The organism is Pseudomonas sp. 3JA, assembly GCF_036961705.1.
GTDB lineage: Bacteria > Pseudomonadota > Gammaproteobacteria > Pseudomonadales > Pseudomonadaceae > Aquipseudomonas > Aquipseudomonas fluorescens_Q.
In genome coordinates, this window is the sequence record NZ_JBAMDJ010000006.1 from 1 (window position 1) to 26,984 (window position 26,984).

A 26,984-nucleotide genomic window follows, 5' to 3' on the forward strand; every position below is an offset into this window, starting at 1 on the left:
CGGTGTGGTGAGCTATAGCTACACCTTGCTGGACAATGAAACCCATCCAAACGCCAACGGTGCCAATAGCGTTAGCGAGCAATTCGCCGTAGTGGTCACCGACGATAATGGCACCACGGCCAACGACAATCTGGACGTGAACATCGTCGACGACTTGCCAACCGCTCATGCTGATTCCGCCTCGGTGGATGAGGGTGGGACGGTCAGTGGCAACGTCCTGAACAACGACGAAGGTGGTGCCGACGGACCGGCTGCGAGTGGTGCCGTGATCGGTGTGCGTGCGGGCAACGACACCTCGACTCCGGCGATTGGCGGCTTGAACACCCAGATCAACGGCACCTACGGCTACCTGACTCTGGATGCCAATGGCAACGCCGTCTATCACAGCAACCCGAACACCGTCAGCGCCCCGGGCGCGACCGATGTGTTCACCTACACCGTGCGTGATGCCGATGGCGACGAAAGCACTACCACCATCACCATCGATGTCCACGATATCTGCCTCGTCGCCACACCCGACCATGAAATCAGCGTCTACGAAAAAGCCCTCGACCTGAACCAGGACGGCCAGGACCTGGCCCCTGGGACTGTCACGGGCAGCGCCCCGAATGCCACCAGTGAAACCGCCAGCGGCAGCCTCGTGGGCTCGATCAGCGGCGCCGTTGGCACCGTCACGTTCGCGCTGGTGGGCAACGCCACCGGTGCCTACGGTCAACTGTCGCTTCAGCCCGACGGCTCCTACACCTACACACTGACCTCGCCAGCCACCACCACGCCTCACGCCAACGATGGCCCCAACGTCTTGAGTGAAAGCTTCACCTACCAGGCTACGGACTCGTTGGGTAACACGGTCACTAGCACCATCGTCATCGACATTGTCGACGACGTGCCCAAGGCCCATGCCGATTTTGCCTCGGTGGTAGAGGGCGGCACGGTCAATGGCAACGTGCTGGACAACGACGTACTCGGTGCGGACGGCGGCGCAATCATCGGCGTGCGTGCCGGCAACGACACCTCGAACCCAGCCATCGGCGGCCTCAATAGCCAGATCAATGGCACCTACGGCTACCTGACCCTGGACGCCAACGGCAACGCCGTCTACCACAGCAATCCCGATGCTGTCGGCGCACCAGGCGCGACCGATGTCTTCACCTACACCGTGCGTGATGCCGATGGTGATGAAAGCACGACGACCATCACTGTCGACGTGCACAACAGCTGCCTCGTCGCAGAAACCGACCATGACGTGACCGTCTACGAAAAAGCTTTGGACCTGACCCAGGACGGCCAGGACCTGGCCCCCGGCACCGTCACCGGCAGTGACCCGAGCGCTACCGGTGAAACCGCCAGCGGGAGCTTGGTCGGCTCGGTCAGCGGTGCCACGGGCGCCGTCACCTTCACCCTGGTGGGCAATGCTACCGGTGCCTACGGTCAGTTGCTGCTCCATCCTGATGGGTCGTACACCTACACCTTGACCTCGCCGGCTACGACCACACCCCATGCCAACGATGGCCCGAACGTGTTGAGCGAAAGCTTCACCTATCAGGCCACGGACTCCCTGGGCAACAGCACCACCGGCAGCCTGGTGGTCAGCATCGTCGATGACATACCAAAGGCTGTCGCGTCCGAGCGTTCGGTCACGGCGGTGGAGGTCGATTCGAACCTGCTGATCGTGCTGGATGTGTCCGGCAGCATGAAAGACGATTCCGGCGTGCCGGGGCTCTCGCGTATGGATCTGGCCAAACAGGCGATCAGCGCCTTGCTCGACAAATACGACGACATGGGCGACGTCAAAGTCCAGCTGGTGACCTTCAGCGGCAGTGCCACCGACCAGAGTGCCGTGTGGGTGGACGTGGCAACTGCCAAGACACTGATCGCCGCGCTGAGCGCGCACGGTGACACCAATTACGATGCGGCCGTGGCGATGGCCAAGACGGCGTTCGCCACCCCCGGACAACTGACCGGCGCCCAGAACATTGGTTATTTTTTCTCCGATGGCAAGCCGACCTTGGGCGAAATCGGCTCGGCGGACGAGGTCGCATGGAAAGCCTTTCTCGATGCCAACGGCATCAAGAATTACGCCGTCGGCCTGGGCAGCGGTGCCAGAAACATCAACCTCGACCCGCTGGCCTATGACGGCAGCACGCACACCAACACCAACGCGGTGGTGGTCACCGACCTGAACCAGCTCAACTCGGTGCTTTCCGGTACCGTGCAAGGCGCGCCGGTCACCGGCAACCTGCTGGGCGAGGGAGGCTCGTTCGGCGCCGATGGCGGGTTTATCAAGAGCCTGGTGGTCGATGGCACCACGTACAGCTATGACCCGGCGGCCAACGGTGGCCATGGCGCGCTGACCGCCAGCGGCGGGCTCAACCATGGCTCCTTCAATACCGCCACCCACACATTGAGCATCGCCACCGACCACGACGGCACCCTGGTGGTCAACCTGGATACCGGTGCGTTCAGCTACACCTCCCAGACGGCCACCAGCACCTTGATCACCGAGCACATCGGCTACACCGTCAGCGACCATGACGGTGACCTGGCGAGCTCCAACCTGGTGATCAACGTCGTACCCAACAGCCCACCGATAGCGGCTGACGACAACATCATCACCAACGTGCTGTCGGGCAACATCGTGATTCCGGGTGAATTGCTGTTGGGTAACGACAGCGACGCCAACGGCGATCCGCTCAGCGCGTCACCCACCAGTTTCAATACCGGTTGGGTCGCCAAAGGCGCGGACTTCACCGGCAGCACCGGCACGGCCAGCTTCACCGGCAACAACGTGCAATCGATCAACCTCAGCCGCAGCGCTTTCGTCGCCAATACCGCGAGCATGACGGCGATGTTGGTGGTCAGCGGTGCACTGGGGATGGTGTCCAATAACAACACCAACGATGAAGATCGGCTCAACATCAGCCTCAAACAGGGCGAAACCCTCACCCTGGACCACAACCTGTCGGCCGGTCGCATTGCGATGGAGTATTCGCTCAACGGCGGGCCATTCATTGCGATCAACGATGGGGCTTCTTTCACCGCGGCAGCGGATGGCAATTACCAGATCCACGTCACCAATATCGCCAATCCCGGCGGCGGTAATTCCAACGCTGCGGAGAACTATCAACTGACCCTCACCGTTGACTATTCCGGGGCGCAAGACAAAACACCGGACTACCACGGCAGCTACACCGCCAGCGATAACCATGGCGGCAGTGACAGCGCATCGGTAGGCATCAGCTACCAGGCGGGCCATACCCTGACGGGCACCAGTGGTGACGATGTGCTGTTGGCTGGCAACGGCGACAACATCCTCAACGCCGGCGACGGCAACGACGTACTCAGCGCCGGTTCGGGCAACAACACCCTGAACGGTGGGGCCGGCAATGACTTGCTCTACAGCGGCACGGGTAACGACCTGCTCGATGGCGGTACGGGCAACGACACCGTCAGCTACGCCCATGCCACGTCGGCAGTCACGGTGAACCTGGGCCTGCTGGCGGCGCAGAACACCCTGGGCGCGGGCACCGATACATTGATCGGCATCGAAAACCTGGTGGGCTCGAACTTTAACGACACCCTCACCGGCGACGGCGCCAGCAACCGCATCAACGGTGGATTGGGCCATGACGTGCTCAATGGCGGTGGCGGCGATGACCTGCTGATTGGCGGCCTGGGCAACAACACCCTCACTGGCGGCAGCGGTGCCGATACCTTTCAATGGCAGGCAGGCAACAGCGGCCACGACGTGATCACGGACTTCGCGCCCGGTGTCGACAAACTCGACCTGTCCCAGTTGTTGCAGGGGGAGAATGGCAGCGCGGCGTCACTGGACGATTACCTGCATTTCAGCGTGAGCGGCAGCGGGGCGTCGGTCATTACCAGCATCGACGTCAGCGCCATCGCCGGCGCCACGCCGAACCAGACCATTGACCTGGCCGGCGTCAACCTCGCCAGTCATTACGGCGTCACACCCGGCGCAGACGGAATGATCGCAGGTGCAGATACGGCGACCATCATCAACGGGATGTTGAATGACCACTCGTTGAAGGTGGACACGGTGTGAGATGAGCTGAAATAACAAAACCCGCGATTTCCGGTCTGGAAATGGCGGGTTTTGTTTTTCTGAACCTTGTGGGTGGATCCACAGATTGCTGGACGCATGCATGCCTTTGTGGCGAGGGAGCTTGCTCCCGCTCGGCTGCGCAGCAGTCGCAAAAAAGGCTTGGTGCGATGAGCCAGGAAAATTGAGTTAGTTCATTTGGGGTGGCTTTGCCACCCAGCGGGAGCAAGCTCCCTCGCCACAGGAGATCCAGGCTCGTGCCACATTCAAGGCTTGCGCAGCGTCTTTTGCCTGAGGATATAAACCGTTACCAGCACCGCACTGGTGAGCATGAACCCCCGGGCCCACGGCAGGGGCACCAGGTAGCAGGAAAAGAGGATGCTCGCCCACATCAGTCCGATGGCATAGACCTTACCCTTGAGCGGGATGCCCTTGCCACTGAGGTAGTCACGAATCCATGGGCCGAGGCGGGGATGTTCTACCAGCCATTGGTAGAAGCGCGGCGAACTGCGGGCGAAACAGGCCGCCGCCAAGAGCAGGAAAGGGGTGGTGGGCAGTACGGGGACGAAGATGCCGATGACCCCCAGCGCTACGCTCAGCCAGCCAATGGCCAACAGAACGTAACGCAGGATCAGCGGGCGATTGCCAATGGGCGAGGGCACCCGGTCACTCAGTGGTGACGAGGCTTGAGGATCGCCGGTTTCTCGTCCGGTGCGTTGCACAGCAGGTACAGGGCCGTGAGGGCTTCGGGGATCTGGACGATCATGTCGTCCATCAGGTTGGCGTCGGCGGCGATGTCGGAAAACTCCGGTTGCTCGTCGAACAGACCGGAACCGACCATGATCGGCAGCAGCATTTCGCTGACTTCCTCTTCGGCGGTTTCGAACCAGGCGGCTTCGCGCAGGAACACGCCTTCCATGAAGCCGATGCACCAGCCACGCAGTTCCGAATCGTCCGGGTCATCGCCCAAGTCCAGGTCGCACGGCAGTTCGAACTCTTCGTCGGAAGCCAGTTGGCGGGCGATGTGGGCCTTGAGGCCGACCAGCGTGGCTTCGATTTCGGCACGCTGGGCTTCGTCGCTGTAATGCGGCTCTTCGGCGAACAGGGCGTCGATCCACTCACGGTCCGGCACCGTTTCTGCGCAGATGGACAGGGCGGTCAGATAGCCGTGAGCGGCCACGTAGTCCAGCGCCTCTTCGTGCAGCTCATCGGCGTCGAGGAAGACTTGCAGGCGGGTCAGTTGCTCAGCGAAGGACATTACGGGCTACCTTGGGGAATAAACAATGCGGGAATTCTAGGCCTTCTTGAGCGCCCAGGCCAGCCGCGTGGCGTATTTGCCTTGCCGGTAAGGGCTGGGTTGCCCGCATGCCCTGGCATTTATCCCCCGTGGCGAGGGAGCTTGCTCCCGCTGGGGCGCGCAGAGGCCCTGTTTTTTGGGGCGGCTTCGCCACCCAGCGGGAGCAAGCTCCCTCGCCACAGGTTCGGTGCATGACTGGCAACAGTGCAAGGGCTTCATCGAACACCTCTTGTCAGCAGCGCCCTTCGCAACGAAGGCCTCGGGTATACTGCCGCGTTTTGTGATGCCCTGCGGCGTCCCGCCGGTTCGAAACGCGCACTTACGATTTGCCGGTGCAGCTTTTGTGATTCTGAACCAGCCTTGCAGGGATGTTTCGGTGATTTTTGGAGTTTCTATGCTCGAACAGGCTCAACGCGTCCTCAAGGACATCTTCGGCTACGACAGTTTTCGTGGCCGCCAGGGTGCCATTATTGAGCGCGTGGCCAGCGGTGGCGATGCCCTGGTGCTCATGCCCACCGGCGGCGGCAAATCCTTGTGCTTCCAGGTCCCGGCGTTGTTGCGCAACGGCCTGGCCGTGGTGGTCTCGCCACTGATTGCATTGATGGACGACCAGGTTGCGACCCTCGAGGAGCTGGGGGTTGCCGCTGCTTCGCTGAACTCCACCCTCAGCGCCGAGCAACAGCGGGACCTGGCGACACGCATCAGGCGCGGCGAAGTGAAGATGTTGTACCTGGCCCCGGAACGCCTGGTGCAGCCGCGCATGCTGGCGTTCCTGCAGAGCCTGGAAATCGCCCTGTTCGCCATCGACGAAGCCCACTGCGTGTCGCAATGGGGCCATGATTTCCGGCGTGAATACCTGCAACTGGGACAACTGGCGGAACTGTTCCCCGACGTGCCGCGCATCGCCCTGACCGCCACCGCCGACAAGCGCACCCGCGAGGAAATCGTCGAGCGCCTGCACTTGCAGGATGCCGAGCGCTTCCTGTCCAGCTTCGACCGTCCGAATATTTTCTACCGCATCGTCCCCAAGGAGCAGCCGCGCAAGCAGTTGCTGGCGTTTCTCGCCGAACGTCGCAGTGATGCCGGCATCGTCTACTGCCTGTCGCGCAAGAAGGTCGATGAAGTGGCGGCGTTTCTGTGTGAGCAGGGGTTCCCGGCGTTGCCGTATCACGCCGGCCTGCCCAACGACCTGCGGGCCTATCACCAGAAGCGCTTCCTCAACGAGGAAGGCCTGATCATGGTGGCCACCATTGCGTTCGGCATGGGCATCGACAAGCCCAACGTGCGTTTTGTCGCGCACCTGGACCTGCCCAAGTCCCTCGAGGCGTATTACCAGGAAACCGGGCGTGCCGGTCGTGATGGCTTGCCGGCCGACGCCTGGATGGCCTACGGCCTGCAAGACGTGGTGATGCTCAAGCAGATGTTGCAGAGCTCCGAAGGTGATGAGCGCCACAAGCGCCTGGAGCAGCACAAGCTCGACGCGATGCTCTCGCTGTGCGAAGAAACCCGCTGCCGGCGCCAGACCCTGCTGGCCTATTTCGACGAAGACATGCCCCAGCCTTGCGGGCATTGCGACAACTGCGTTGATGGCGTGGAAACCTGGGACGCCACCGAACCGGCCCGCCAGGCCTTGTCGGCGATTTTCCGCACCGGCCAGCGCTACGGTGTTGGGCATCTGGTGGACGTGTTACTGGGCAAGGACAACGAAAAGGTCCGCAGCTTTGGCCACCAGCACCTGTCGGTGTTCGGTGTGGGCAAGGCGCGCACCGAGAGTGAGTGGCGTTCATTATTCCGACAACTGGTCGCCCGCGGTCTGGCCGACATCGACCTGGAAGGCTACGGCGGCCTGCGCCTGAGTGCGACTTGCCGGCCATTGCTCAAAGGTGAAGTCACCCTCGAACTGCGCCGCGACCTCAAACCGGCAACGGCGGTCAAGAGCAGCAAGAGCCAGGCCAGCCAACTGGTGCGTGGCGAAGAGCGCGATCAATGGGAAGCCTTGCGGGCCTTGCGGCGCAAGCTGGCCGAGGAGCACGGCGTCCCGCCGTACGTCATCTTCCCCGACTCGACGCTGTTGGAAATGCTCCGCAGCCAGCCCGCCTCCCTGGCGGAAATGGCCCGGGTCAGTGGCGTGGGCGCGCGCAAGCTGGAGCGGTATGGCGAGGCCTTCCTCCAGGTCCTGGGCGGCGAGGCCGAAGCACCGAAAGCGGTGGCCGATGTACGCCACGAACTCATCACACTGGCCCGGGCCGGCATGACGCCGTTGCAGATCGCCGGGCAACTGCAGTGCTCGGAAAAGAACGTCTACACGATGCTGGCCGAGGCCATTGGCAAACAGCAGTTATCCCTGGAGCAGGCACTGGATCTGCCCGAGGAACTGATGGGTGAAGTGCAGGATGCCTTCCTGGACGGCGAAGGCGAGTTACCACCAGTGTCTGAAGTTGCCGCACTGTTTGTCGGACGGGTTCCCGAAGGCGTGTTGTATTGCGTCAGGGCTGCATTGCAGTCGGAATTTGAAGTCTGATCAGTAAGTTGCGTTCCTTTAACGATTCAGTACAAGGCGAGCCTTGCTTGAATCCAAAGCTCATGCTTAGCTGACTAATAATTAGTTTTTCTCTATTTCAGATCTGATGAGTTTTTTTATGCCGTTAACCGATCAACACCGTTTTGGCATGCAGTTGGCGCAAATGTCTCGGGGCTGGCGTGCCGAACTGGATCGTCGCCTGGCCGGGTTGGGCCTGTCCCAGGCGCGTTGGCTGGTGCTGTTGCACCTGGCCCGTTTCGAACAGGCGCCGACCCAGCGTGAACTGGCCCAGAGCGTCGCCGTCGAAGGACCGACCCTGGCCCGGTTGCTCGACAGCCTGGAAACCCAGGGGCTGGTGCAGCGCCAGGCCGTGGCCGAGGACCGCCGGGCCAAGAAAATCGTGCTCTGCGCACCGGCCCTACCGTTGATCGAACAAATCGAAACCATTGCCACGCAATTGCGTCGTGAACTGTTCGAAGGGGTCGATGAAGCGGACATGCGCGTGTGCATGCGGGTCCACGGTACGATCCTGGCCAACCTGGAAAAATCCTGAGGCATATCCCTGGCGCCAGACTTTTGAGATTCGGCGATTAGCGAACTATAACCAGTACTAAGTGATCGTATTGGATGCGTTTACGCTCAGTCTGGTAGTCGAAAGGGATACCCATGCTTGAAAGTTTGCAGTCCACGTTGCGCAGTTGGGTCAACGTGTCGGTCGTCGTGGGTGCCCTGGGGTATTCGGCCTTGGCGTCGGCGCTGGGACTGGGGGACATAACGCTCCATTCCGCCCTGAACCAGCCGTTGCGCGCCGATATCGCCCTGGTCGATGTGGCCGGCATCGGCGAGGGCGATCTGTCGGCCAGCCTGGCGAGCCCGGACGATTTCAGTCGTGCGGGTGTGGAACGGGCGTTTTTTCTCAACAACCTGCGCTTCACGCCGGTCTTGCGCGGGGAGCGCAGCTTCATTCGGGTGACCTCCAGCAAACCGGTGGAGGAACCCTTTCTCAACTTCCTGGTGCAGCTCAATCAGCCCAACGGGCGCCTGCTGCGCGAATACACCGTGCTGATCGACCCGCCGGGCACACCGGGTATCGTGCCTGTCCGTGACGAACCTTCCGAGGCCCCGCCGTCCATCAAGCCGCCCCCGGCGGTACAGGGCAAGCGCTACACCGTGGTGCCGGGGGACAACCCCTGGCTCATCGCCAAACGCCTGCATGACGCCGGCAGCAACGCGTCGATCAATGAATTGATGCAAGCAATCCAGGCCTTGAACCCCGGCAGCGACCGGCTTTCCATCGGCCAGCGCTTGTTGTTGCCCGATTCGGCCGTGCTGCCGACGTCGGCTGCAACCCCGGCCGGCCAGGCCCCCGTCGCGGCCGATGAGCAATTGGCCGCCAGCGTGCTGCTAAACCAGCAGCAACAGAAGACTATCGAGCAACTGCAGGCCCGGCTCCAGGCCCAGGACGAGGAAGTCGCTGGCCAGCGCAAGCAGATCAGCGAATTGCAGGCCCGGCTGGCCGAGGTGGCGCCAGCCCCTGTCGCATCGACGCAACCGCAACCGGCGCTTCCTGCATCGGAACCGGCGTCGAACGCGCAACCCGCTACAGAACCGGTAGCAGAGCCAGAGGGCATCAATTGGACATGGGTGGCGGGGCTGGTGGGCCTGTTGGGGTTGCTGGCGCTGTTACTGTTCGTTCGGCGTCGGCAGCAGCAGGCCGAGTTGGAACCGATGACCGGGCGTCCCGAGCCGATGCTGGAGGAGGGCGACGAAACCTTCGCTTCAATCCCCGATACGGAGCCTTCCGAGAACGCGGCATCGTTCAATAACGGTGACACGCCCCTGGGTGATGTGCTGGAGGGCGTCGGGATCTACCTGACCTACGGTCGATTCACCGAGGCCGCAGGGCTGTTGCGCGCCGCGTTGCTGGCGGAGCCGGAACGCACCGACCTGGGCCTCAAGTTGCTGGAAGTACTGGGCAAGCAGGGCGATGTCATCGGTTTCCAGGCCCAGGAGCATCATCTACAGGCACAGGGTATCGATGCCGGGACGTTGGAGGAGGTCCGTGGGCGCTACCCCAAGGTTTCCATGATCGCCACGCCGACAGTGGCGTCGGTACCACCTCAGGTACCGGTTCTTTCATCTACTCCGGCACCGACATCTGCTCCTGAACGTGAGCCGGTGCCCGGTGACGAGTTCGAGTTGGACCTGGATGCGCTGTCCATGGAAACCAGCTGGGACCTCGCCGATGCCCAGGACAGCACTGCCGATAAAGAGGCTGTTTCACCTTATGCCGCCGAGAGCTTTTCGCTTTCAGGTTTTGACGAACCGGACCTGCAATGGGAAGCACCACTGGAAACCGAGTCGCTGGACGATGCCTTCCTCGATAGCTTTGCCGACGAAGAACAGTCGCTGGAACTTGAGCCACTGGCCCTTGAACCTGTTTCCCTGGACACCCTGTCCCTCGAGCCTCAGGCCCCGGAACACTCGGTCAAGCTGGAACAGGCACAGAATTGCATCGACGATGGAGACCTGAAAACCGCCGTCTCCCTGCTTGAAGAGCTGCTCGAGGAGGGGGACGAACCCCTCAAGGAGACCGCCCGGGTGCTGCTGGCAGGGATTCGCTAAGAACCATCGAGGTTGTAGCGGCTGGCCTCTTCGCGAGCAAGCTCGCTCCCACAGCCATCTGCGCCCCCATGTGGGAGCGAGCTTGCTCGCGATAGCGGCCTATCAGGCTGTCAAATCCTGTCCAGACAGCCCATCAAAACGTCTGCCCCAGGTTCAGATACACCGCCTGTTCATCATCGTCGTTAAAGCCATAGCTGAAATTCAGTGGCCCCAGCGGTGTATCGAAGCCCAGGAAAATGCTGGCGGCGTTGATGTAGCCGCTGTCGAATTCATTGTCGTTGTTCCAGGCCCGGCCGCGTTCCAACGAGCCGCCGATGTACAGCGGGAAGTCCAGTGGCAGATAGGCCCGCGGTGTGAGGCGGCGGTAATACACGGCACGCATCAGGCTGATGTTCTGTCCGGATACCCCGTCTTCGCGAAAGCCTGACAGTTGCCGCGCGCCACCGAGCACAAAGCTGGACGTCACGACTTCAGCAGTGTCCAGTGTTCGACCGTAGCGCCCGCCCAGGATGAAGGTGTCCGGGCCGCTGCTCAGGGCTTTGTCCAGCTTGAACTCCCACTGGCGGTAACGCTGGTCGGAACCCAGCCCTGGTTCGTATTGGCGCCAGCTCAGGCCGATATCTTCCCCTTCGTGGGGGAAATACACGTTGTCGAAGGAATCGAAGGAGTACTTCAGCTCATAGAAACCTTCATTGAAGTTTTCGCTGGGCTGGTCGTGATCGCCAATGCGCACATCCGCCTTGCCCCAGGCCTGGCCGACACCGAAGCGGATTTCGCCGTTGTTGCTGATCTGGCGGCCCACGTTCAGCCCGAAGCCATAGCGCTCGACGCGATACTGGGCCACCGGATCGTTGTCCAGGATGGACTCCACGTTGCGGGATTCAAATTGCCCGTAGGGGGCGATGAAGTAACGTGAACCGACATCCAATGGTTGGTAGAACTCACTGTACAGCTCCTGCTTGTCGCCGATCTGCGCCCGGGTCAGCCATTCGGCACCGAGGCGATTGATGCCGTTGACCCGATAGCTGGCTCCCAGGTTGAAAGCGCTGTCGCCGCGCATGTCGTCCGACAGGCTCAGCCCCAGCCGAAGGTAGTCGGTGCCGGTGCGTCTGCCCCGGGCGCTGATCACCAGCGTGTGATCCGGGCCCTTGCGGACCACGCGGTATTGCACCTGTTCGAAGTAATCCAGGCCGTACAGCGTGCCCATGTCGGTCTGCAGGCGGCCCAGGTCCAGCGGCTCGCCGATTTTCTGGCGAACGTAATAGCGGATCACGTCATCGCCGACTTTCGAGTCGTTCTCCACACGAATGGCGGTGATGACCGGCGTGCGCTCGCTTGGGGTGCGCGCGGCCATGAGCTCGGCGTCGGGCGCCTCGGACGGGCGTAGAGGCGCCAGGCGTGTCTCGAGTATCCGCGTGGCACGGTAACCGGCGTCGATCATGTCCTGGGCCCGGCCGAAATCGGTGGAGCCGAAGCTCGCCAGCGCCGGCTGGATCAGCACGTCGTCTTTCTTCAGCGTTGCCAGTTGCTCTTCAGAGTTGCGCCGGGTCATCAGGGTGGTCGACTGGTTCAGCACGTCGACCACCGTGACCAGTTGCTTGCGGTTGCGCAGGGGCGTACCGATGTCGACCACGATGGCCACGTCCACGCCCATTTCCCGGACCACATCCAGCGGGATGTTGTCGGACATGCCGCCGTCCACCAGCAGTCGGTCGTCCAGTTCCACCGGAGCGAATACCGCCGGGATCGACATGCTGGCGCGGATGACCTTGGGCAGGTGGCCTTTGCGGAACACGACTTTTTCGCCCGTGGCGATGTCAGTGGCGACTGCGCGAAACGGGATCGGCAGTTTGTCGAAGTCCCGTGTATCGCTGGCGTGGGCCAGCAGGCTTTCGAGCAGCAGGGCCAGGTTCTGGCCCTGGATGACCCCCAAGGGCAGGCCGAGGCTGCCGTCGTCACGAAAACTCAGTTTCTGTTTGACCAGGAAGTCCCGGTCATCCTGCTTGCGCCGGAAGGGTACGTCCTTGCGTGGCGGCGCATCGGACAGAGCCTGTTGCCAGTCGATGCCCAGGGCGAGTTTTTCCAGTTCGTCGATCTTGTAGCCTGAGGCATACAGCCCGCCGATGACCGCGCCCATGCTGGTGCCGGCGATGGCATCGATCTTGATGCCTTGCTCTTCCAGGGCCTTGAGCACGCCGATGTGAGCCAGCCCTCGTGCGGCACCGCCGGACAGCACCAGGCCGATTTTCGGGCGTGGCGCTTCGACGGCGGGCACGTTGGCATGGCCGAGCAGGGGCAACAGCAACAGAAGCAGGAGGGGCAGGAGGCGGCGCATCGTCAATCTCGGGGCGGGCGTCAAAGGCGGGTATTATAACGACGCCTTCGAATCCAGGAGTCCACCCGCAATGACCGAACATAAACCGGAAGTCGTCATCACGTATTGCACCCAGTGCCAATGGCTGTTGCGCGCTGCCTGGCTGGCCCAGGAACTGCTCAGCACCTTTGGCGACGACTTGGGCAAAGTGTCCCTGGTACCGGGCACCGGTGGCGTGTTCCACATCAGTTGCGACAATACGCAGATCTGGGAGCGCAAGGCCGATGGCGGTTTTCCCGAAGCCAAGGTCCTCAAGCAGCGGGTCCGCGACCGGATCGATCCGGAGCGGGACCTGGGCCACAACGATCGGGTTCAGTGAGAAGCGGCTTGGGCGCCAACCCCCGGTTTCTTCGAACCGCCCAGTTGGCTTGAGATCACGATGGCCGCGATGATCACCACGCCGCCCAGCAGCATGCGCAGGGTCGGGTTCTCATCGAACAGCCACCAGGCCATGGCGATGCCGTAGACCGGCTCCATGGCGAACACCACCGCCGCCGTGCGGGCCTTGATCACCGCCAGGCTGGCCACGAACAGGCTGTGGGCCAGGCCGGTGCAGAACACGCCGAGCAAGCCGATCCACAACCAGTCGAGGGGGCGAACGTCGCTCAATTGTGGCGCGGCCATCGGCAGCAGGCACAACCCGACCACCACGTTCTGGCACAGCGCGGCCTGCACTGGCGGGACGTGCGCCGAACCGGCACGGTTGGTCAAGGACAACAGGGAGAAGAGCAACCCCGAGGCCACGGCCCACAGCAGGCCAGTGGTGGCACCGCTGGCCAGGTCGAAGTTCGGCGTGACCAACACCAGGCCGACGCTCACCAGCACCACCAGCCAGATTTCATTGGCGCGAATCCGTTCGCGGAAGATCAGCCCCTCGAGCAATACCGTGAAGGCCGGGAAACTGGCGAACCCCAACGTGGCGACCGCCACGCCGGCCACCTTCACGGCGATGAAGAAGCTCACCCAATGCCCGGCCAGCAACAGCCCCCCAAGCAACAATCGCCGGCCATCCCGGGCCCGCAGCTTCTGCCAGCGGCTGTTGCTGGCGAACCGGGCGAACATCGCCAGGGCCAGCACGGCGAAGACGGCGCGCCCGAACACGATGACCGCCGGCGAAGCCGCGGCGAGTTTGCCGAAGACACCGGTCAGGCCAAACATGAGTGCGCCGATGTGCAGGGCGCCGAGGGCGGTACGAGGTGTCATTTCAATCCTTTCAACAGATAAGCCAAAACCGACGGACAAACATCGATCCCATGGGGGTATTTAAGCGTTGGGGAGGTGCTGTGTCTGTCGCGATCCTAGCGATTTTTAGCGCGAAGCTAGCGCTGACGCCGCAGCTTGCCCGGCGAGACGCCGAATTCGCGCAGCACCGCCGCGGCGAAGGCACTTTGGGAGCTGTAGCCGACGCGGTGGGCGATCTCACCGATGGGCAACTGCGAATCACGCAACAACGCCACGGCCTGGTGCAAGCGGCGGCTGCGGATGTACTCCATCGGGGTTTGCCCGCACTCGGCGACGAAACGTGCGTGCAGGCGGGCGTTGGAGAGGCCGGCGATTCGCGCCAGGTCCGCCACTTGCAGCGCATAGGCGGCGTTCTGGTCGATGTGGGCATTGAGTGCGGCGTAGGGCAGGCGCCGCCCACCGACGGGGCGCTGGCGAACGTCATTGAGACTCGCCAGCAGCAGCACCGCGCCTTGCTGGGCGATCACCGGATCGTCCACCGGGCTGCCCGCCAGCCAACTGACCAACTGGCTTTGTCCCGCGTCCAGGGGCAGGCGCGCGGTGTCGTCGAGCAAACGGCGGCTGGCGTCGGCGTGATCCCCCAGGCATTGCCCGACCCAATCGTCACTGGGCACATCCAGCACCAGGCAGCGACTGCCCCGGGGGCTGCCGCAGGCGTGATGGGCACCGGCGGGTACTACCACGAAACTCTGTTGCACCACCTGGCTGCCACGCCCTTCGACCTCGAAATCCAGCGCGCCGGACAACCCGAACACCAGTTGCGCGTGGTCGTGGCTGTGGACAATCAGATCGTGGCTGTAGTGGCGTAGCGTGAGGATCGGTCTCATCGCGGTCTCCCGTATCAGGCCGCCAGCATACACCGAGGGCACACCGCCCCGCGCTGTCATGTAATGGACTTGTGTTTGTCATGGGCCATTAACCGCTGGCGTGCACAGTGGCGAAAACGATCAGAGGGTTGCCCAATGACCAGCGCCGAGCTCGCCAGACCCAGCCGCAAACAGCGTGTACGCACCCTGTGGATTTCCGATGTGCACCTGGGTACCCGGGATTGCCAGGCCGAGCACTTGTCGCAGTTTCTCAAGGGCTACCACGCTGACAAGATCTACCTGGTGGGTGACATCATCGATGGTTGGAAACTGCGCGGTGGCATGTATTGGCCCCAGGCCCACACCAACGTCATTCGTCGCTTGCTGACCATGAGCAAGCGCGGCACCGAAGTGATCTACGTCACCGGCAACCATGACGAATTCCTGCGGCGCTATTCGAAGCTGATCCTGGGCAATATCCAGTTGGTAGACGAAGCGGTGCACGTCACGGCCGATGGCCGGCATCTGTTGGTGATCCATGGTGACCAGTTCGATGTCATCACCCGGTACCACCGTTGGCTGGCGTTCCTCGGGGATTCGGCCTACGAGTTCACCCTCACGCTGAACCGCTGGCTCAACCATTGGCGAGCCCGTTACGGCTACGGCTACTGGTCGTTGTCGGCGTACCTCAAGCATAAGGTCAAGACCGCCGTCAGCTTCATCAGCGATTTCGAAGAAGCCATCGCCCACGAGTGTGTGAAGCGCGAACTGCATGGCGTGGTCTGTGGGCATATCCACCACGCGGAGATGCGCAAGGTGGGTGAGGTGGAATACCTCAATTGTGGTGATTGGGTCGAATCCTGCACGGCGCTGATCGAGCATTGGGATGGGTCGATCGAGTTGTATCGGTTGGCGGAGGCCCAGGCGCGGGAGGCGTTGCTCAAGGCAGAGTTGAAAGTGGCCGAGCCGGTTTAGACCGGTCTGATGCTTTCGCAAGCAAACATATAACCCCCTGTGGAGAGGGAGCTTGCTCCCGCTGGGCTGCGCAGCAGCCCCCAAAAACAGGGCGGCTTCGCCACCCAGCGGGAGCAAGCTCCCTCGCCACGGGTTTTGCTGTGTCTGTCAGGCCGGTATGTCCGCCATCGCCGCCTTGTAGATCGATTGCTTCGGCGTGGCAAAGACCCTTTCCAGCATCGGCTCGAAGAAACTCAAGGGCAGGGTGTCGTATTCGGCATCGAATGCCGCCGCGTCGTACTTCGCACAGAACTCAATGGTCGCCTGGTACTGCGGATGGCCACTGAATTGCTCGCGCAGATGCCGGTCCATGCCCAGGTGATGGAAGAAGTAATAGCCCTGGAAAATCCCGTGCTTCTCCACCATCCACAGGTTTTCGGCGCTGACGAAAGGCTTGAGGATCGCCGCGGCGATGTCCGGGTGGTTGTATGAACCCAGGGTGTCACCGATATCGTGGAGCAGGGCGCAGACCACGTATTCTTCGTCCCGCCCGTCACGGTAGGCGCGGGTAGCGGTTTGCAGGGAATGGGTCAGGCGATCCACCGGGAACCCGCCGAAATCGCCGTCCAGCAGTTTCAAATGGGCCAGGATCCGGCCCGGCAATTGCCGCGCGTAGGCGCTGAAGTCGGCCGCGATGATCGCCCAGTCTTGTTGGGTGCCTTCTTTCATGTGGGTAAAGCGCGCGTGGTTGCTCATCGGCAGTCCTTGTTAGAACGCGACCTTGCCCAGCAGCATGTCGCGGTACATGACGAAATCGCCGAGCAGGCTGTAGAGCGGATGCTGGAAGGTGGCGGGACGGTTTTTTTCGAAGAAGAAGTGCCCGACCCAGGCGAAGCCGTAGCCGGCCACGGGCAGGGCGAGCCACAGCCACCCGCTACCCACGACGAGAGCGAGGGAGAACACCAGGATGACCAGGGAGGTGCCGATGAAATGCAGTCGTCGGCAGGTGCTGTTGCTGTGTTCGCTGAGGTAGTACGGGTAGAACTCGGCGAAGCTATTGAATCGTTTAGTGTTTTCCACGACGGCTGGCTCTGTGGTCATTGTTCTGATACTTGAAGTCTAGAGCCATCAATCGCTACGGCCAGTGACAATCAGCGCCACTCTAGTGTCCAGTCTTACCAATAACGCCCCTTTTGGACGGCTTCTGTTGCCGTCATGCTGCGTTGCCACTCCTCGCCATAGCGGGCTATGACTCGTCGTGGCGTCTTGCCTGACAACAACAGCCGCTCGTCCAAAAGGGGCGTTATTGGTAAGACCGGACACTGCTATCCTTCGCAAATCCAGCCGTACCCTGCGGCTCGTCATGCAAGTAAAACGTCATGAACGAACGAACGACTTCTTCAAGCTGGGCGATGGGGATTGTCAAGGCGTTGGAAATCGACGGCCTGGATTGTCGGGTGCTGTTCAAGCAACTGGGGCTGGACTTTGATGCGCTGGACGATCCGGATGCACGTTTCCCCCAGGACTCGATGACGCGGCTCTGGCAACGGGCGGTGGAATTGTCAGGTAACCCGGCCATTGGCTTGAACATGGGTAAAGTGGTGCGCCCGGCCTCGTTCCATGTGGCGGGCTACGCCTTGATGTCCAGTCGCACGCTGGCGGAGGGGTTCCAGCGACTGGTGCGATACCAGCGGATCATTGCCGAAAGCGCCGACTTGAGTTTTCGTCGCTTGGAAGAAGGCTACGGGCTGATTTTGACGGTACATGGCGACCATTTGCCCCCGACCCGCCAAAGTGCCGAAGCATCCCTGGCCTGTGCGTTGGCCCTGTGCAACTGGCTGACCGGGCGTACCTTGCACCCGGTAAAAGTGCTGTGCCAAGGCACCGAGCCCCTGGACCTGGCGCCTTATCAGCGAGCCTTCTGCGCGCCGCTGGAGTTCGGCGCGTCTTATGACGCGCTGATTTTTGAACGGGCCGACATGGAGGCGCCGTTGCCTACGGCCAACGAAGCCATGGCGCAGTTGCATGACCGGTTTGCCGGTGAATACCTCGCGCGTTTTTCGGAAAGCCGTGTGACCCACAAGGCGCGACAAGTGTTGTGCCGACTGTTGCCCCAGGGCGAGCCCAAGCGTGACGTGGTGGCGCAGACGCTGCACCTGTCACAGCGCACCTTGCAGCGGCGCTTGCAGGAAGAGGGCACCAGTTTCCAGAGTTTGCTGGAGGACACCCGTCGTGAACTGGCCGAGCAGTACCTGGCGCAGCCGGGCATGACGCTGCTGGAGATCGCCTATCTGTTGGGGTTTGCCGACCCGAGCAATTTTTTCCGGGCCTTTCGCCGTTGGTTCGACACCACGCCCGGCGAATACCGGGCACGGTTGGCGAGCCAGCCAGAAGCGGTCAGTGACGCCAGAACGCCGGGATACACAGCACGAACACCGTGATGATCTCCAGTCGGCCCAGCAGCATGCCTGCGGACAGAATCCACTTGGCCGCGTCCGGCAGCGGTGCGAAGTTGCCGGCCGGCCCGATGATCTCTCCCAGCCCCGGGCCGACGCCGGACACGGTGCTGGCCGCACCGGTCAGCGCCGTCATCCATTCCACGCCCAGCAGCGACAGCAGCAGGGCGATCACGCAGATGGTGATGGCGAAGAAGAACGAGAACGTAAGGATCGAGCGGACGATTTCTTCGTCAAGGCGATGACCGTTGTATTTCTGTTTGATCACCGCGCGGGGGTGGATCAGTTGATTCAGGTTGGCCCGCAGCAGGATGTAGGCGACCTGGAAGCGGAAAATCTTGATCCCGCCGGCCGTCGAGCCTGAACAACCGCCGACGAACCCCAGGTAGAAAAACAGCATCAGCGAAAAGTTGCCCCACAGGCTGTAGTCGCCGAGGGCGAAACCGGTGGTGGTGACGATGGACGTCACGTTCAGCGCCACGTGCCGCAGCGCGTCCAGCCAATGCAGGTCGGTGGTCGCCCAATACCAGGTGCCGAGCACCAGCCAGGTCACCAACAACACCCCGATGAGCCCCTGGACCTGCTGGTCCTTGATCAGCGCCCGGCGATTGCCGCGCAGCGTCGAGACATACAGGGCAAACGGCAGGCTGCCGAGGATCATGATGACAATGGCGACCCAGTGCACCGCCGGCTGGGTCCATTTGGCCAGGGACAGGTCCGAGGTGGAGAAACCGCCGGTGGAGATCGCCGACATCGCATGGTTGATGGCATCGAACAGGCTCATCCCGGCCCACCAGAGCGCCAGGGTGCCGAGGATGGTGATGCCTACGTAGGACGCCACGATCAGCCGCGCCACCATGTGGGAACGGGGCATGACTTTTTCCGAGCGGTCCGACGATTCGGTCTGGAACAGCCGCATGCCACCGATGCGTAGCAGGGGCAGGATCGCCACAGCCATGCCGATGAAGCCGATACCGCCGAGCCAGTGCAGCAGCGAGCGCCACATCAGGATGCCCGGGGACATGGTGTCCAGGCCGCTCAGGACGGTGGCGCCGGTGGCGGTGATGCCCGACATGCTTTCGAAAAACGAGTCGGTATAGGTGATCTTCTGGGTCAGCAGGAACGGCAGCGCGGCAAAGATACACACCACCAGCCAACTGCTGACAGTCAGCAAGTACATGTCGCGCGGGCGCAGGTGGATGTGTTCCGGGCGCCCGGGAAGCACCAGCGCCAGGCCGGCGACGAAGGTAATCATGCTCGACCAGAGGAACGACGGCAGGTCGGCGGTGCGCTCGAAGACCATCAGGGTGGCCATGGGCACGACCATGAAGATCGCCAGGGTGATCAGGAAGATGCCGATGATGAAACCAATGATCCGCAGGGTCGGCAACGCCATGAAGTCCGCTCAGGCTGGAAAAGGAAGGGCGCCATTCTACCCGCGACAAGCGCCCTGTAAACCGGCACCTGGCGCCGAGTGGGCAACTGGCCGCGGAATTTGCGCTGACGAACTCGCCGCACAGCCACTAGAATAGCTGGACATTTTTTCAGGAGGTGGCCGATGCAGGCTCTCGACGCTTTGCTCAACCGTGTTTCCGTCCCGCGCCTGGTGGACCCGGCCCCCACTGCGGAGCAGCGCGAGCTCATGTTTGCCGCGGCCATGCGGGCGCCGGATCACGGCCAGTTGCGGCCATGGCGTTTTCTGACGGTCGAAGGGCAGGCGCGGCATCGCATGGGCGAACTGCTGGCCGAAGCCGCGCGGTTCAATGACCCGCTGGTACCGGAAAGCGTCGTGGAAAAGGCCCTCAACGGCCCATTGCGCGCGCCCTTGGTCGTGGTGGTGGTCGCCCGTCTGCAGGACCATTTCAAAATCCCCAAATCCGAGCAACTGTTGGCGGCCGGCTGCGCGGCCCATGGCATCTTGTTGGCGGCGTATGCCCAGGGGGTTGGCGGTGTGTGGCGTACCGGTGAACTGGCGTACTCGCCGCATGTGGCCAGGGGGCTTGGCCTTGAGGACGGGGAAGAGGTGATCGGTTTCCTCTACCTGGGCACGCCGCAGAAAGAAGCGCGCACGGCACCGCAGGAAGATGTCGGGCAGTTTGTCCGGGAGTGGACGGGCCAGTAACGTCTCAAGGGCGGCGGATGACTTGGGGGGGGATCCACTGTGGCGAGGGAGCTTGCTCCCGCTGGGCGGCGAAGCCGCCCCAAAAGCCTGGTTAGAGGCCGCCTGACACGCCGAGGTGCCAGGTCTCAGGGCTGCTGCGCAGCCCAGCGGGAGCAAGCTCCCTCGCCACAGGGAAAGTGCCTGGCCTTGGGTTACTTGCAAGCGTCGGCAATCGCTTCGGCCAGCAGGTCCAGGCGCGTGGCGTCGATGCCGGCCACGTTGGCCCGGCCGGTGCCGACCATGTAGACACTGTGGCGTTCGCGCAGGTGCTTGACCTGTTCCGGCGTCAGGCCGGTGTAGGAAAACATCCCGCGTTGCACGCCGATATGGGCGAAGCGCTCGCGCAAGCCATGGGGTTCGAGGGCCTCCAGCAAGCCGCTGCGCAATTGCGCGATGCGCAGGCGCATGGCCTGGACTTCATCGGCCCACAGGCTTTTGAGTTCCGGGTTGCCGAGAATGGTCGCCACCACGGCCGCACCATGATCCGGCGGTGTCGACCACAGGTTGCGGGCGATGTTTGCCAGTTGGCTGCGGATGTCCACCAGCTTCTCGGCATCCCGGGCACAGACGATCAACGCACCGGTACGATCGCGGTACAGGCCGAAGTTCTTCGAGCAGGAACTGGTGACCAGCACTTCCGGCAGGGCTTGGGCAAACAGCCGGACCGCCCAGGCGTCCTGTTCCAATCCATCGCCGAAGCCCTGGTAGGCGAAATCGATCAGCGGCAGCAAGTCGCGGTCGCGCACCACCTCCAACACCTGACGCCATTGCTCATGGGACAGGTCGAACCCGGTGGGGTTGTGGCAGCAGGCGTGCAGCAGCACGACATCGCCTTTGGGGGCCTGGTTCAAGGTCGCCAGCATCGCCTCGAAATCCAGGCGGTTATCGGCGCCTACGTAAGGGTAGTGACCGACCTTGACCCCGGCCGCGGCGAAGATGGTCTCGTGGATCGGCCAGGTCGGGTTGCTCAGCCACACGCCACGGCCCGGCAGGCATTGAGCGATGAAGTCGGCACTCAGGCGCAGCGCACCGGTGCCACCCGGTGTCTGGGTGGCGCCGGCGCGTTTTGCGCTGATCAGCGGAGAGTCGGCACCCAGTACGAGCTCGTTGATCAATTGGCCGAATGCAGCGTCGCCATGGCCGCCGATGTAGGTCTTGGTGGTCTGGCGATCCACTAGCCGTTGTTCAGCCTGTTTCACTGACTGAAGAATCGGCGTCAGGCCCTGGGCATCCTTGTAGACGCCCACGCCCAGGTCGAACTTGCTCGGGTTGGCGTCCGCCCCGTAGGCCTCCATCAGGCCCAGGATCGGGTCGCCGGGGACCCGGCCGATGGCGTCGAAATGCATTACTTGCGGCCCTCGGCGGTCTTGGCCACGTCATCGGTGCGGGCGGCCATGATGAAGTCGTTGCGGTGCAGGCCCTTGATGGAGTGGCTCCACCAGGTCACGGTGACTTTGCCCCATTCGGTGAGCAGGCCTGGGTGGTGGCCTTCGGCCTCGGAGATCTCGCCGACGGCGTTGGTGAACGCCAGGGCGTGCTTGAAGTTTTTGAACAGGAAAACTTTTTCCAGTTGCATCACGCCGTCGCGCACTTCGATGTTCCAGTCGGGGATCTGCTTGATCAGCACCGGCAATTCGTCGTCGCTGACTTGCGGGGCATCGGCGCGGCAGGCTTCGCAGTGGGCTTGGTTCAGAGTGTTCATGGTGTGTTCCTGGATCGAATATTTGGAAAACGTCGATGCATCCACGCTAAAGCAAAGCCGCGTCGTGCAACAGACTCAATTGGGATTAAAAGAGGCGGTTCACGCCGCTTTTGGTGGGAATTTCGGGGCATGCAAGCCCAGCTCCCGACCGCGCTTGACCATGCCCATGATGTCTTCGTGAGCCAGGTCGAACAGACGCTTGAGTTCGGGCAGCACGAAATACACCGGTTGCAGGATGTCGATGCGATACGGCGTGCGCATGGCTTCCAGCGGATCGAAGGCCTGGTGTTCCGGTTCGTCCGACAGGCAGTACACGGTTTCCTTGGGCGAAGACAGGATGCCGCCGCCGTAGATGCGCCGGCCCTGCGGGGTCTGCACCAGGCCGAACTCGATGGTCATCCAGTACAGGCGCGCCAGGTAGACGCGTTCTTCCTTGGAGGCCTGTAGGCCGAGTTTGCCGTAGGTGTGGGTAAATTCCGCGAACCAAGGGTTGGTCAGCAATGGGCAGTGGCCGAAGATCTCGTGGAAAATGTCCGGCTCTTGCAGGTAATCCAGCTCTTCTCGGGTACGAATGAAGGTCGCCACAGGAAACTGTTTGCTGGCGAGCAATTCGAAAAAGGTCTGGAAGGGGATCAACGCTGGCACCCGGGCGACTTGCCAGCCCGTGGTCTCGCCCAGCACCTTGTTGATTTCGTCCAGTTGCGGGATACGGTCGTGGGGCAGGCCCAGCTTGTCGATGCCATCCAGGTACTCCTGGCACGCACGGCCTTCGATGACTTTCAACTGGCGGGTGATCAGCGTGTTCCACACCGCGTGTTCTTCGGCGGTGTAGTGGATAAAACCTTGCGCATCGGGCTCGCGGGCCACGTACTGCGTCTGCTTCATGCTGCTCTCCTGCTGATTTCCCTCGTGGGGAAGGCTGTTTGTTTTTATGTCCAGCGATGCATTAGAGATAACCCGAAGCAGGAGCGCGTGCAGCCGAAGAAAACAGGTGGGTAGGGACAAGTGCGTGTCATTTTGTAAAGTTTTCGTTACGTATGAGGTCGAGTCGCGGCCATGTCGAGATTTTTGGCTGGGAAATGGTCTACAGCTGTCACATAATCTTGACAACTATTTGTGTGCCTAGACAAAAAAACCAACACAAACCCGTGGCGAGGGAGCTTGCTCCCGCTGGACTGCGCAGCAGTCCCAATAACAGGGCCGCTTCGCAGCCCAGCGGGAGCAAGCTCCCTCGCCACAGGGTGTGTGTCGGGCTTGAATGGGGCACCACTCTCTCATCCACATCCGGGCCTTTTCATGCGCATCAAAGTCCATTGCCAGAATCGCATCGGCATCCTGCGGGACATTCTCAACCTGTTGGTGGAATACGGTATCAACGTCGCCCGAGGCGAGGTCGGTGGCGAGCATGGCAACGCGATCTACCTGCACTGCCCAAACCTGATCAACATCCAGTTCCAGGCGCTGCGTCCGAAATTCGAAGGCATCGCAGGGGTGTTTGGCGTCAAGCGCGTAGGACTGATGCCCAGTGAGCGTCGGCACATGGAACTTAACGCCTTGCTCGGCGCTTTGGAATTCCCGGTGCTGTCTATCGACATGGGTGGCTCCATCGTTGCGGCCAACCGGGCGGCGGCGCAGTTGCTCGGAGTGCGAGTGGACGAGGTGCCGGGCATTCCCCTGTCCCGCTATGCCGAGGATTTCGACTTGCCGGAACTGGTGCGGGCTAACCAGTCGCGCATCAACGGCCTGCGGGTCAAGGTCAAGGGCGATGTGTTCCTGGCCGACATCGCGCCACTGCAATCGGAGCACGACGACAGCGAGGCCATGGCCGGTGCGGTGCTGACGCTGCATCGGGCCGACCGCGTGGGCGAGCGGATCTATAACGTGCGCAAGCAGGAACTGCGCGGTTTCGACAGTATTTTCCAGAGTTCGAAAGTGATGGCGGCGGTGGTCCGCGAGGCCCGGCGCATGGCCCCGCTGGACGCGCCGCTATTGATAGAAGGCGAAACCGGCACTGGCAAGGAGCTGCTGGCCCGCGCCTGTCACCTGGCGAGCCCGCGCGGGCAATCGCCATTGATGGCGCTCAACTGTGCCGGGCTGCCGGAGTCCATGGCCGAGACCGAACTGTTCGGCTACGGGCCGGGGGCCTTCGAAGGTGCCCGGGCAGAAGGCAAGCTCGGCCTGCTGGAACTGACCGCCGGGGGGACGCTGTTCCTCGACGGGGTCGGGGAAATGAGCCCGCGCCTGCAAGTGAAACTGCTGCGCTTTCTGCAGGACGGTTGCTTCCGGCGTGTCGGCAGCGATGAAGAGGTGTACCTGGACGTCAGGGTGATCTGCGCCACCCAGGTTGATTTGTCCGAACTCTGCGCCCGGGGCGAATTCCGTCAGGATCTGTACCACCGCTTGAACGTGCTGTCCTTGCACATCCCACCGCTGCGCGAATGCCTCGATGGCCTGGCGCCGCTGGTGGAGCATTTTCTCGACCAGGCCAGCCGCCAGATCGGTTGTCCGCTGCCCAAGCTGGCCCCGGCGGCGATGGAGCGTCTGAGTCACTACCACTGGCCGGGCAACGTCCGGCAGTTGGAAAACGTGCTGTTCCAGGCCGTTTCCCTGTGCGATGGCGGGACGGTGAAGGCTGAGCATATCCGCCTGCCGGACTACGGCGTGCGCCAACCCCTTGGCGATTTTTCCCTGGAGGGGGGGCTGGACGAGATCGTTGGGCGTTTCGAGAAAGCGGTGCTGGAGCGCTTGTACTCCGAGCACCCGAGCAGCCGGCAACTGGGCAAGCGGCTGGGGGTTTCCCATACGACCATTGCCAATAAATTGCGCGAATATGAAGTCGGCAAAGAACCCAGTGCGTAATCAATTGTGGCGAGGAGATTTATCCCCGCCGGGCTGCGTAGCAGCCCCAAAGCAGTCAACCTGACAGACTTTAGTTGTCTGTTTTTAGGGGCGCTTCGCACCCCAGCGGGGATAAATCCCCTCGCCACAAGAATGTGGAGCAGTTGCCGCAGGGGTATACCTTTGCCTTGCAGCGGCATGACACCGCCGGTTTTTCGTCTTCGATCCATTCCAAAATTCCCTTCCAGAACCCACAAGCCCTTTGTTTACCGGGGCTCGTGGCGCCAGAAAAAAGTTGGTCTGCAAATTGCTTAAGGCTGTGCAACACAGCAGTGGGCGGCAAACGTCCGGCATGCAGAGGAACGACAGTGGACAAGTACCTTTATGTGGCAATGACCGGCGCCAGCCAGAACGCACTGGCGCAGCGGGCCCATGCCAACAACCTGGCGAACATCTCCACCAATGGTTTTCAGAAAGACCTGGAGCAGGCGCGCTCGATGCCGGTGTTTGGCGACAGCTTTCCGGCGCGGGCCTTTGCCATGTCCGAACGGCCTGCCACTGACTTCACCCCGGGCGCACTGGTGGAAACCGGTCGTGACCTCGACGTCGCGGTGAGCGGGCCGGGTTGGATGGCCGTGCAGAACCCCGACGGCGGTGAAAGCTACGTGCGCACCGGCAGCCTCAATGTCGACGCCCTGGGCGTGCTGCGGGCTGGCAACGGCATGCCGGTGATGGGCAACGGCGGGCCGATCGCCGTGCCGCCAGAGCAGAAAATCGAAATTGGCCAGGACGGCACCATCAGCATTCGCGCCATGGGCGAAGGCCCGCGGGTGATGGCTGAAGTCGACCGCATCAAGCTGGTCAACCCGGACCTCAAGAACATGACCAAGGGCCTGGACGGTTCGATCCGGACCAAGGACGGCCAGCCGGCGCCCATCGATGCCAACGTGCAGTTGGTGTCGGGTTTCCAGGAGGCGAGCAACGTCAACGCCGTGGATGAAATGACTTCGGTGCTGGCCTTGGCCAAGCAGTTCGAGCTCCACGTCAAGATGATGAACACCGCCAAAGAAGGCGATGAAGCCATGGCTCGGGTCTTGCAGATCTAATCATTAATTACAGCGCTGCGCCGAAAAACAGGCGTACGAGGAGAATCGAATGCTTCCGGCTCTATGGGTTGCCAAAACAGGTCTGTCCGCCCAGGACACCAACCTTTCCACTATTTCCAACAACCTGGCGAACGTCTCGACCACGGGTTTCAAACGTGACCGCGCCGAGTTCCAGGACCTGCTGTATCAGGTAAAACGCCAGCCTGGCGCCCAATCGACCCAGGACAGCGAATTGCCGTCGGGCCTGCAAGTGGGTACCGGTGTGCGCATTGTCGGCACCCAGAAAAACTTCAACGCCGGCAGCCTGCAGACCACCGAGCAGCCGCTGGACATGGCCATCGACGGTCGCGGTTTCTTCCAGATCCTGCAACCGGACGGCACCACGTCCTACACCCGTGACGGTACGTTCCACCTCGACTCCAATGGCCAGATCGTCAACGCCAGCGGTTTCGCCCTGGAGCCGGCGATCGTCATTCCGAACGATGCCCAGACCTTTACCGTGGGCCGTGACGGTACCGTGTCCATCACCGTGGCAGGCAACCCGGCCGCCCAGGTGATTGGCAACCTGCAGACCGCCGACTTCATCAACCCGGCCGGCCTGCAAGCGGTGGGCAACAACCTGTTCCTGGAAACCGCTGCCAGTGGCGCGCCGCAAGTCGGCACCCCGGGCCTGAACGGTTTCGGCACCACGCTGCAGAACACCCTGGAAACCTCCAACGTGAGCACCGTCGAGGAGATGGTCAACATGATCACCACCCAGCGTGCCTACGAGATGAACTCCAAGGTGATCTCCACCGCCGACCAGATGCTCTCGTTCGTTACGCAGAATCTGTAATCGT

General features: G+C 62.1%; 22 protein-coding genes. 11 read left to right on the forward strand and 11 right to left on the reverse strand.

The genetic code is table 11. The annotated features are described in order from the left end of the window. Positions 1-4,066: beta strand repeat-containing protein (locus tag V7773_RS06200; protein WP_336072690.1), on the forward strand; the 4,066-nt coding region annotated here is incomplete at its 5' end. 263 nt (positions 4,067-4,329) lie between these two features. Here the strand turns inward: V7773_RS06200 and V7773_RS06205 are convergent. Next, positions 4,330-4,725: a YbaN family protein gene (locus V7773_RS06205; protein ID WP_063322443.1), complete on the reverse strand. Its 396-nt coding sequence runs from the start codon at positions 4,723-4,725 to the stop codon at positions 4,330-4,332. Positions 4,726-4,733: 8 nt separating this feature from the next. Further along, positions 4,734-5,321, reverse strand: coding sequence for a UPF0149 family protein (locus V7773_RS06210; RefSeq protein ID WP_003198997.1), 588 nt, complete (start codon positions 5,319-5,321; stop codon positions 4,734-4,736). A gap of 433 nt (positions 5,322-5,754) precedes the next feature. Between V7773_RS06210 and recQ the strand changes: the two genes are divergently transcribed. The 3 genes from recQ to V7773_RS06225 all read left to right on the forward strand — a co-directional run bounded on the left by recQ (position 5,755) and on the right by V7773_RS06225 (position 10,506). Continuing rightward, a complete protein-coding gene (recQ, locus tag V7773_RS06215) occupies positions 5,755-7,881 on the forward strand; it encodes a DNA helicase RecQ (RefSeq protein ID WP_336072692.1) in 2,127 nt (708 codons plus the stop codon). A gap of 118 nt (positions 7,882-7,999) precedes the next feature. Beyond that, positions 8,000-8,434, forward strand: coding sequence for a MarR family transcriptional regulator (locus tag V7773_RS06220; protein WP_003199001.1), 435 nt, complete (start codon positions 8,000-8,002; stop codon positions 8,432-8,434). A gap of 113 nt (positions 8,435-8,547) precedes the next feature. Then, positions 8,548-10,506, forward strand: coding sequence for a FimV/HubP family polar landmark protein (locus tag V7773_RS06225; RefSeq protein ID WP_336072693.1), 1,959 nt, complete (start codon positions 8,548-8,550; stop codon positions 10,504-10,506). 133 nt (positions 10,507-10,639) lie between these two features. On the opposite strand, the gene V7773_RS06230 is transcribed toward V7773_RS06225, so the two are convergent. Next, the gene (locus tag V7773_RS06230) at positions 10,640-12,841 is read right to left on the reverse strand and encodes a patatin-like phospholipase family protein (RefSeq protein ID WP_336072694.1); all 2,202 of its coding nucleotides are present in this window, start codon (positions 12,839-12,841) and stop codon (positions 10,640-10,642) included. Between the two features lie 70 nt (positions 12,842-12,911). Here V7773_RS06230 and V7773_RS06235 point away from each other — a divergent pair, with 70 nt between their 5' ends. Next, positions 12,912-13,199 carry a SelT/SelW/SelH family protein gene (locus V7773_RS06235; protein ID WP_063322439.1) on the forward strand — a complete coding sequence of 96 codons (288 nt, stop codon included), beginning with the start codon at positions 12,912-12,914 and terminating at the stop codon, positions 13,197-13,199. Here V7773_RS06235 and V7773_RS06240 read toward each other — a convergent pair. Beyond that, on the reverse strand, positions 13,193-14,083 hold the full coding sequence (locus tag V7773_RS06240; protein ID WP_063322438.1) for a DMT family transporter: 891 nt from the start codon (positions 14,081-14,083) through the stop codon (positions 13,193-13,195). The genes V7773_RS06235 and V7773_RS06240 overlap by 7 nt on opposite strands. 116 nt (positions 14,084-14,199) lie before the next feature. Next, positions 14,200-14,949, reverse strand: a complete 750-nt coding sequence (locus tag V7773_RS06245) for a helix-turn-helix transcriptional regulator (protein WP_336072695.1) — start codon at positions 14,947-14,949, stop codon at positions 14,200-14,202. Positions 14,950-15,084: 135 nt separating this feature from the next. Here V7773_RS06245 and V7773_RS06250 point away from each other — a divergent pair, with 135 nt between their 5' ends. Further along, positions 15,085-15,903, forward strand: a complete 819-nt coding sequence (locus tag V7773_RS06250; protein WP_336072696.1) for a UDP-2,3-diacylglucosamine diphosphatase — start codon at positions 15,085-15,087, stop codon at positions 15,901-15,903. A gap of 147 nt (positions 15,904-16,050) precedes the next feature. Here V7773_RS06250 and V7773_RS06255 read toward each other — a convergent pair whose 3' ends face one another. Then, on the reverse strand, positions 16,051-16,638 hold the full coding sequence (locus tag V7773_RS06255; protein ID WP_063322435.1) for an HD domain-containing protein: 588 nt from the start codon (positions 16,636-16,638) through the stop codon (positions 16,051-16,053). A 12-nt stretch (positions 16,639-16,650) separates the two neighbouring features. Next, complete coding sequence (locus V7773_RS06260; protein WP_336072697.1) at positions 16,651-16,962, reverse strand: DUF962 domain-containing protein; 312 nt, start codon at positions 16,960-16,962, stop codon at positions 16,651-16,653. A gap of 299 nt (positions 16,963-17,261) precedes the next feature. On the opposite strand from V7773_RS06260, the gene V7773_RS06265 reads away from it, so the two are divergent. Then, the gene (locus tag V7773_RS06265) at positions 17,262-18,323 is read left to right on the forward strand and encodes an AraC family transcriptional regulator (RefSeq protein ID WP_336072698.1); all 1,062 of its coding nucleotides are present in this window, start codon (positions 17,262-17,264) and stop codon (positions 18,321-18,323) included. On the opposite strand, the gene V7773_RS06270 is transcribed toward V7773_RS06265, so the two are convergent. Continuing rightward, on the reverse strand, positions 18,280-19,734 hold the full coding sequence (locus V7773_RS06270) for a TrkH family potassium uptake protein (protein WP_336072699.1): 1,455 nt from the start codon (positions 19,732-19,734) through the stop codon (positions 18,280-18,282). The two genes, V7773_RS06265 and V7773_RS06270, sit on opposite strands and share 44 nt — an antisense overlap. Positions 19,735-19,896: 162 nt before the next feature. Here V7773_RS06270 and V7773_RS06275 point away from each other — a divergent pair, with 162 nt between their 5' ends. Beyond that, entirely contained in the window at positions 19,897-20,460 is a 564-nt protein-coding gene (locus V7773_RS06275) for an NAD(P)H nitroreductase (RefSeq protein WP_092145014.1), read from the forward strand. A 191-nt stretch (positions 20,461-20,651) separates the two neighbouring features. On the opposite strand, the gene V7773_RS06280 is transcribed toward V7773_RS06275, so the two are convergent. The 3 genes from V7773_RS06280 to phhA all read right to left on the reverse strand — a co-directional run bounded on the left by V7773_RS06280 (position 20,652) and on the right by phhA (position 23,086). Then, positions 20,652-21,845, reverse strand: coding sequence for an amino acid aminotransferase (locus V7773_RS06280; protein WP_063322430.1), 1,194 nt, complete (start codon positions 21,843-21,845; stop codon positions 20,652-20,654). Further along, positions 21,845-22,201: a 4a-hydroxytetrahydrobiopterin dehydratase gene (locus V7773_RS06285; protein ID WP_336072700.1), complete on the reverse strand. Its 357-nt coding sequence runs from the start codon at positions 22,199-22,201 to the stop codon at positions 21,845-21,847. The genes V7773_RS06280 and V7773_RS06285 overlap by 1 nt, the downstream gene beginning before the upstream one ends. Before the next feature lie 99 nt (positions 22,202-22,300). Then, complete coding sequence (gene phhA / locus V7773_RS06290; protein ID WP_053120239.1) at positions 22,301-23,086, reverse strand: phenylalanine 4-monooxygenase; 786 nt, start codon at positions 23,084-23,086, stop codon at positions 22,301-22,303. Between the two features lie 411 nt (positions 23,087-23,497). On the opposite strand from phhA, the gene V7773_RS06295 reads away from it, so the two are divergent. The 3 genes from V7773_RS06295 to flgG all read left to right on the forward strand — a co-directional run bounded on the left by V7773_RS06295 (position 23,498) and on the right by flgG (position 26,980). Beyond that, on the forward strand, positions 23,498-25,060 hold the full coding sequence (locus tag V7773_RS06295) for a sigma-54-dependent transcriptional regulator (protein ID WP_072341529.1): 1,563 nt from the start codon (positions 23,498-23,500) through the stop codon (positions 25,058-25,060). A gap of 347 nt (positions 25,061-25,407) precedes the next feature. Beyond that, on the forward strand, positions 25,408-26,145 hold the full coding sequence (locus tag V7773_RS06300) for a flagellar basal body rod protein FlgF (protein WP_003199043.1): 738 nt from the start codon (positions 25,408-25,410) through the stop codon (positions 26,143-26,145). Between the two features lie 49 nt (positions 26,146-26,194). Then, a complete protein-coding gene (gene flgG, locus V7773_RS06305) occupies positions 26,195-26,980 on the forward strand; it encodes a flagellar basal-body rod protein FlgG (protein WP_053120245.1) in 786 nt (261 codons plus the stop codon). Positions 26,981-26,984: the final 4 nt, after the last annotated feature.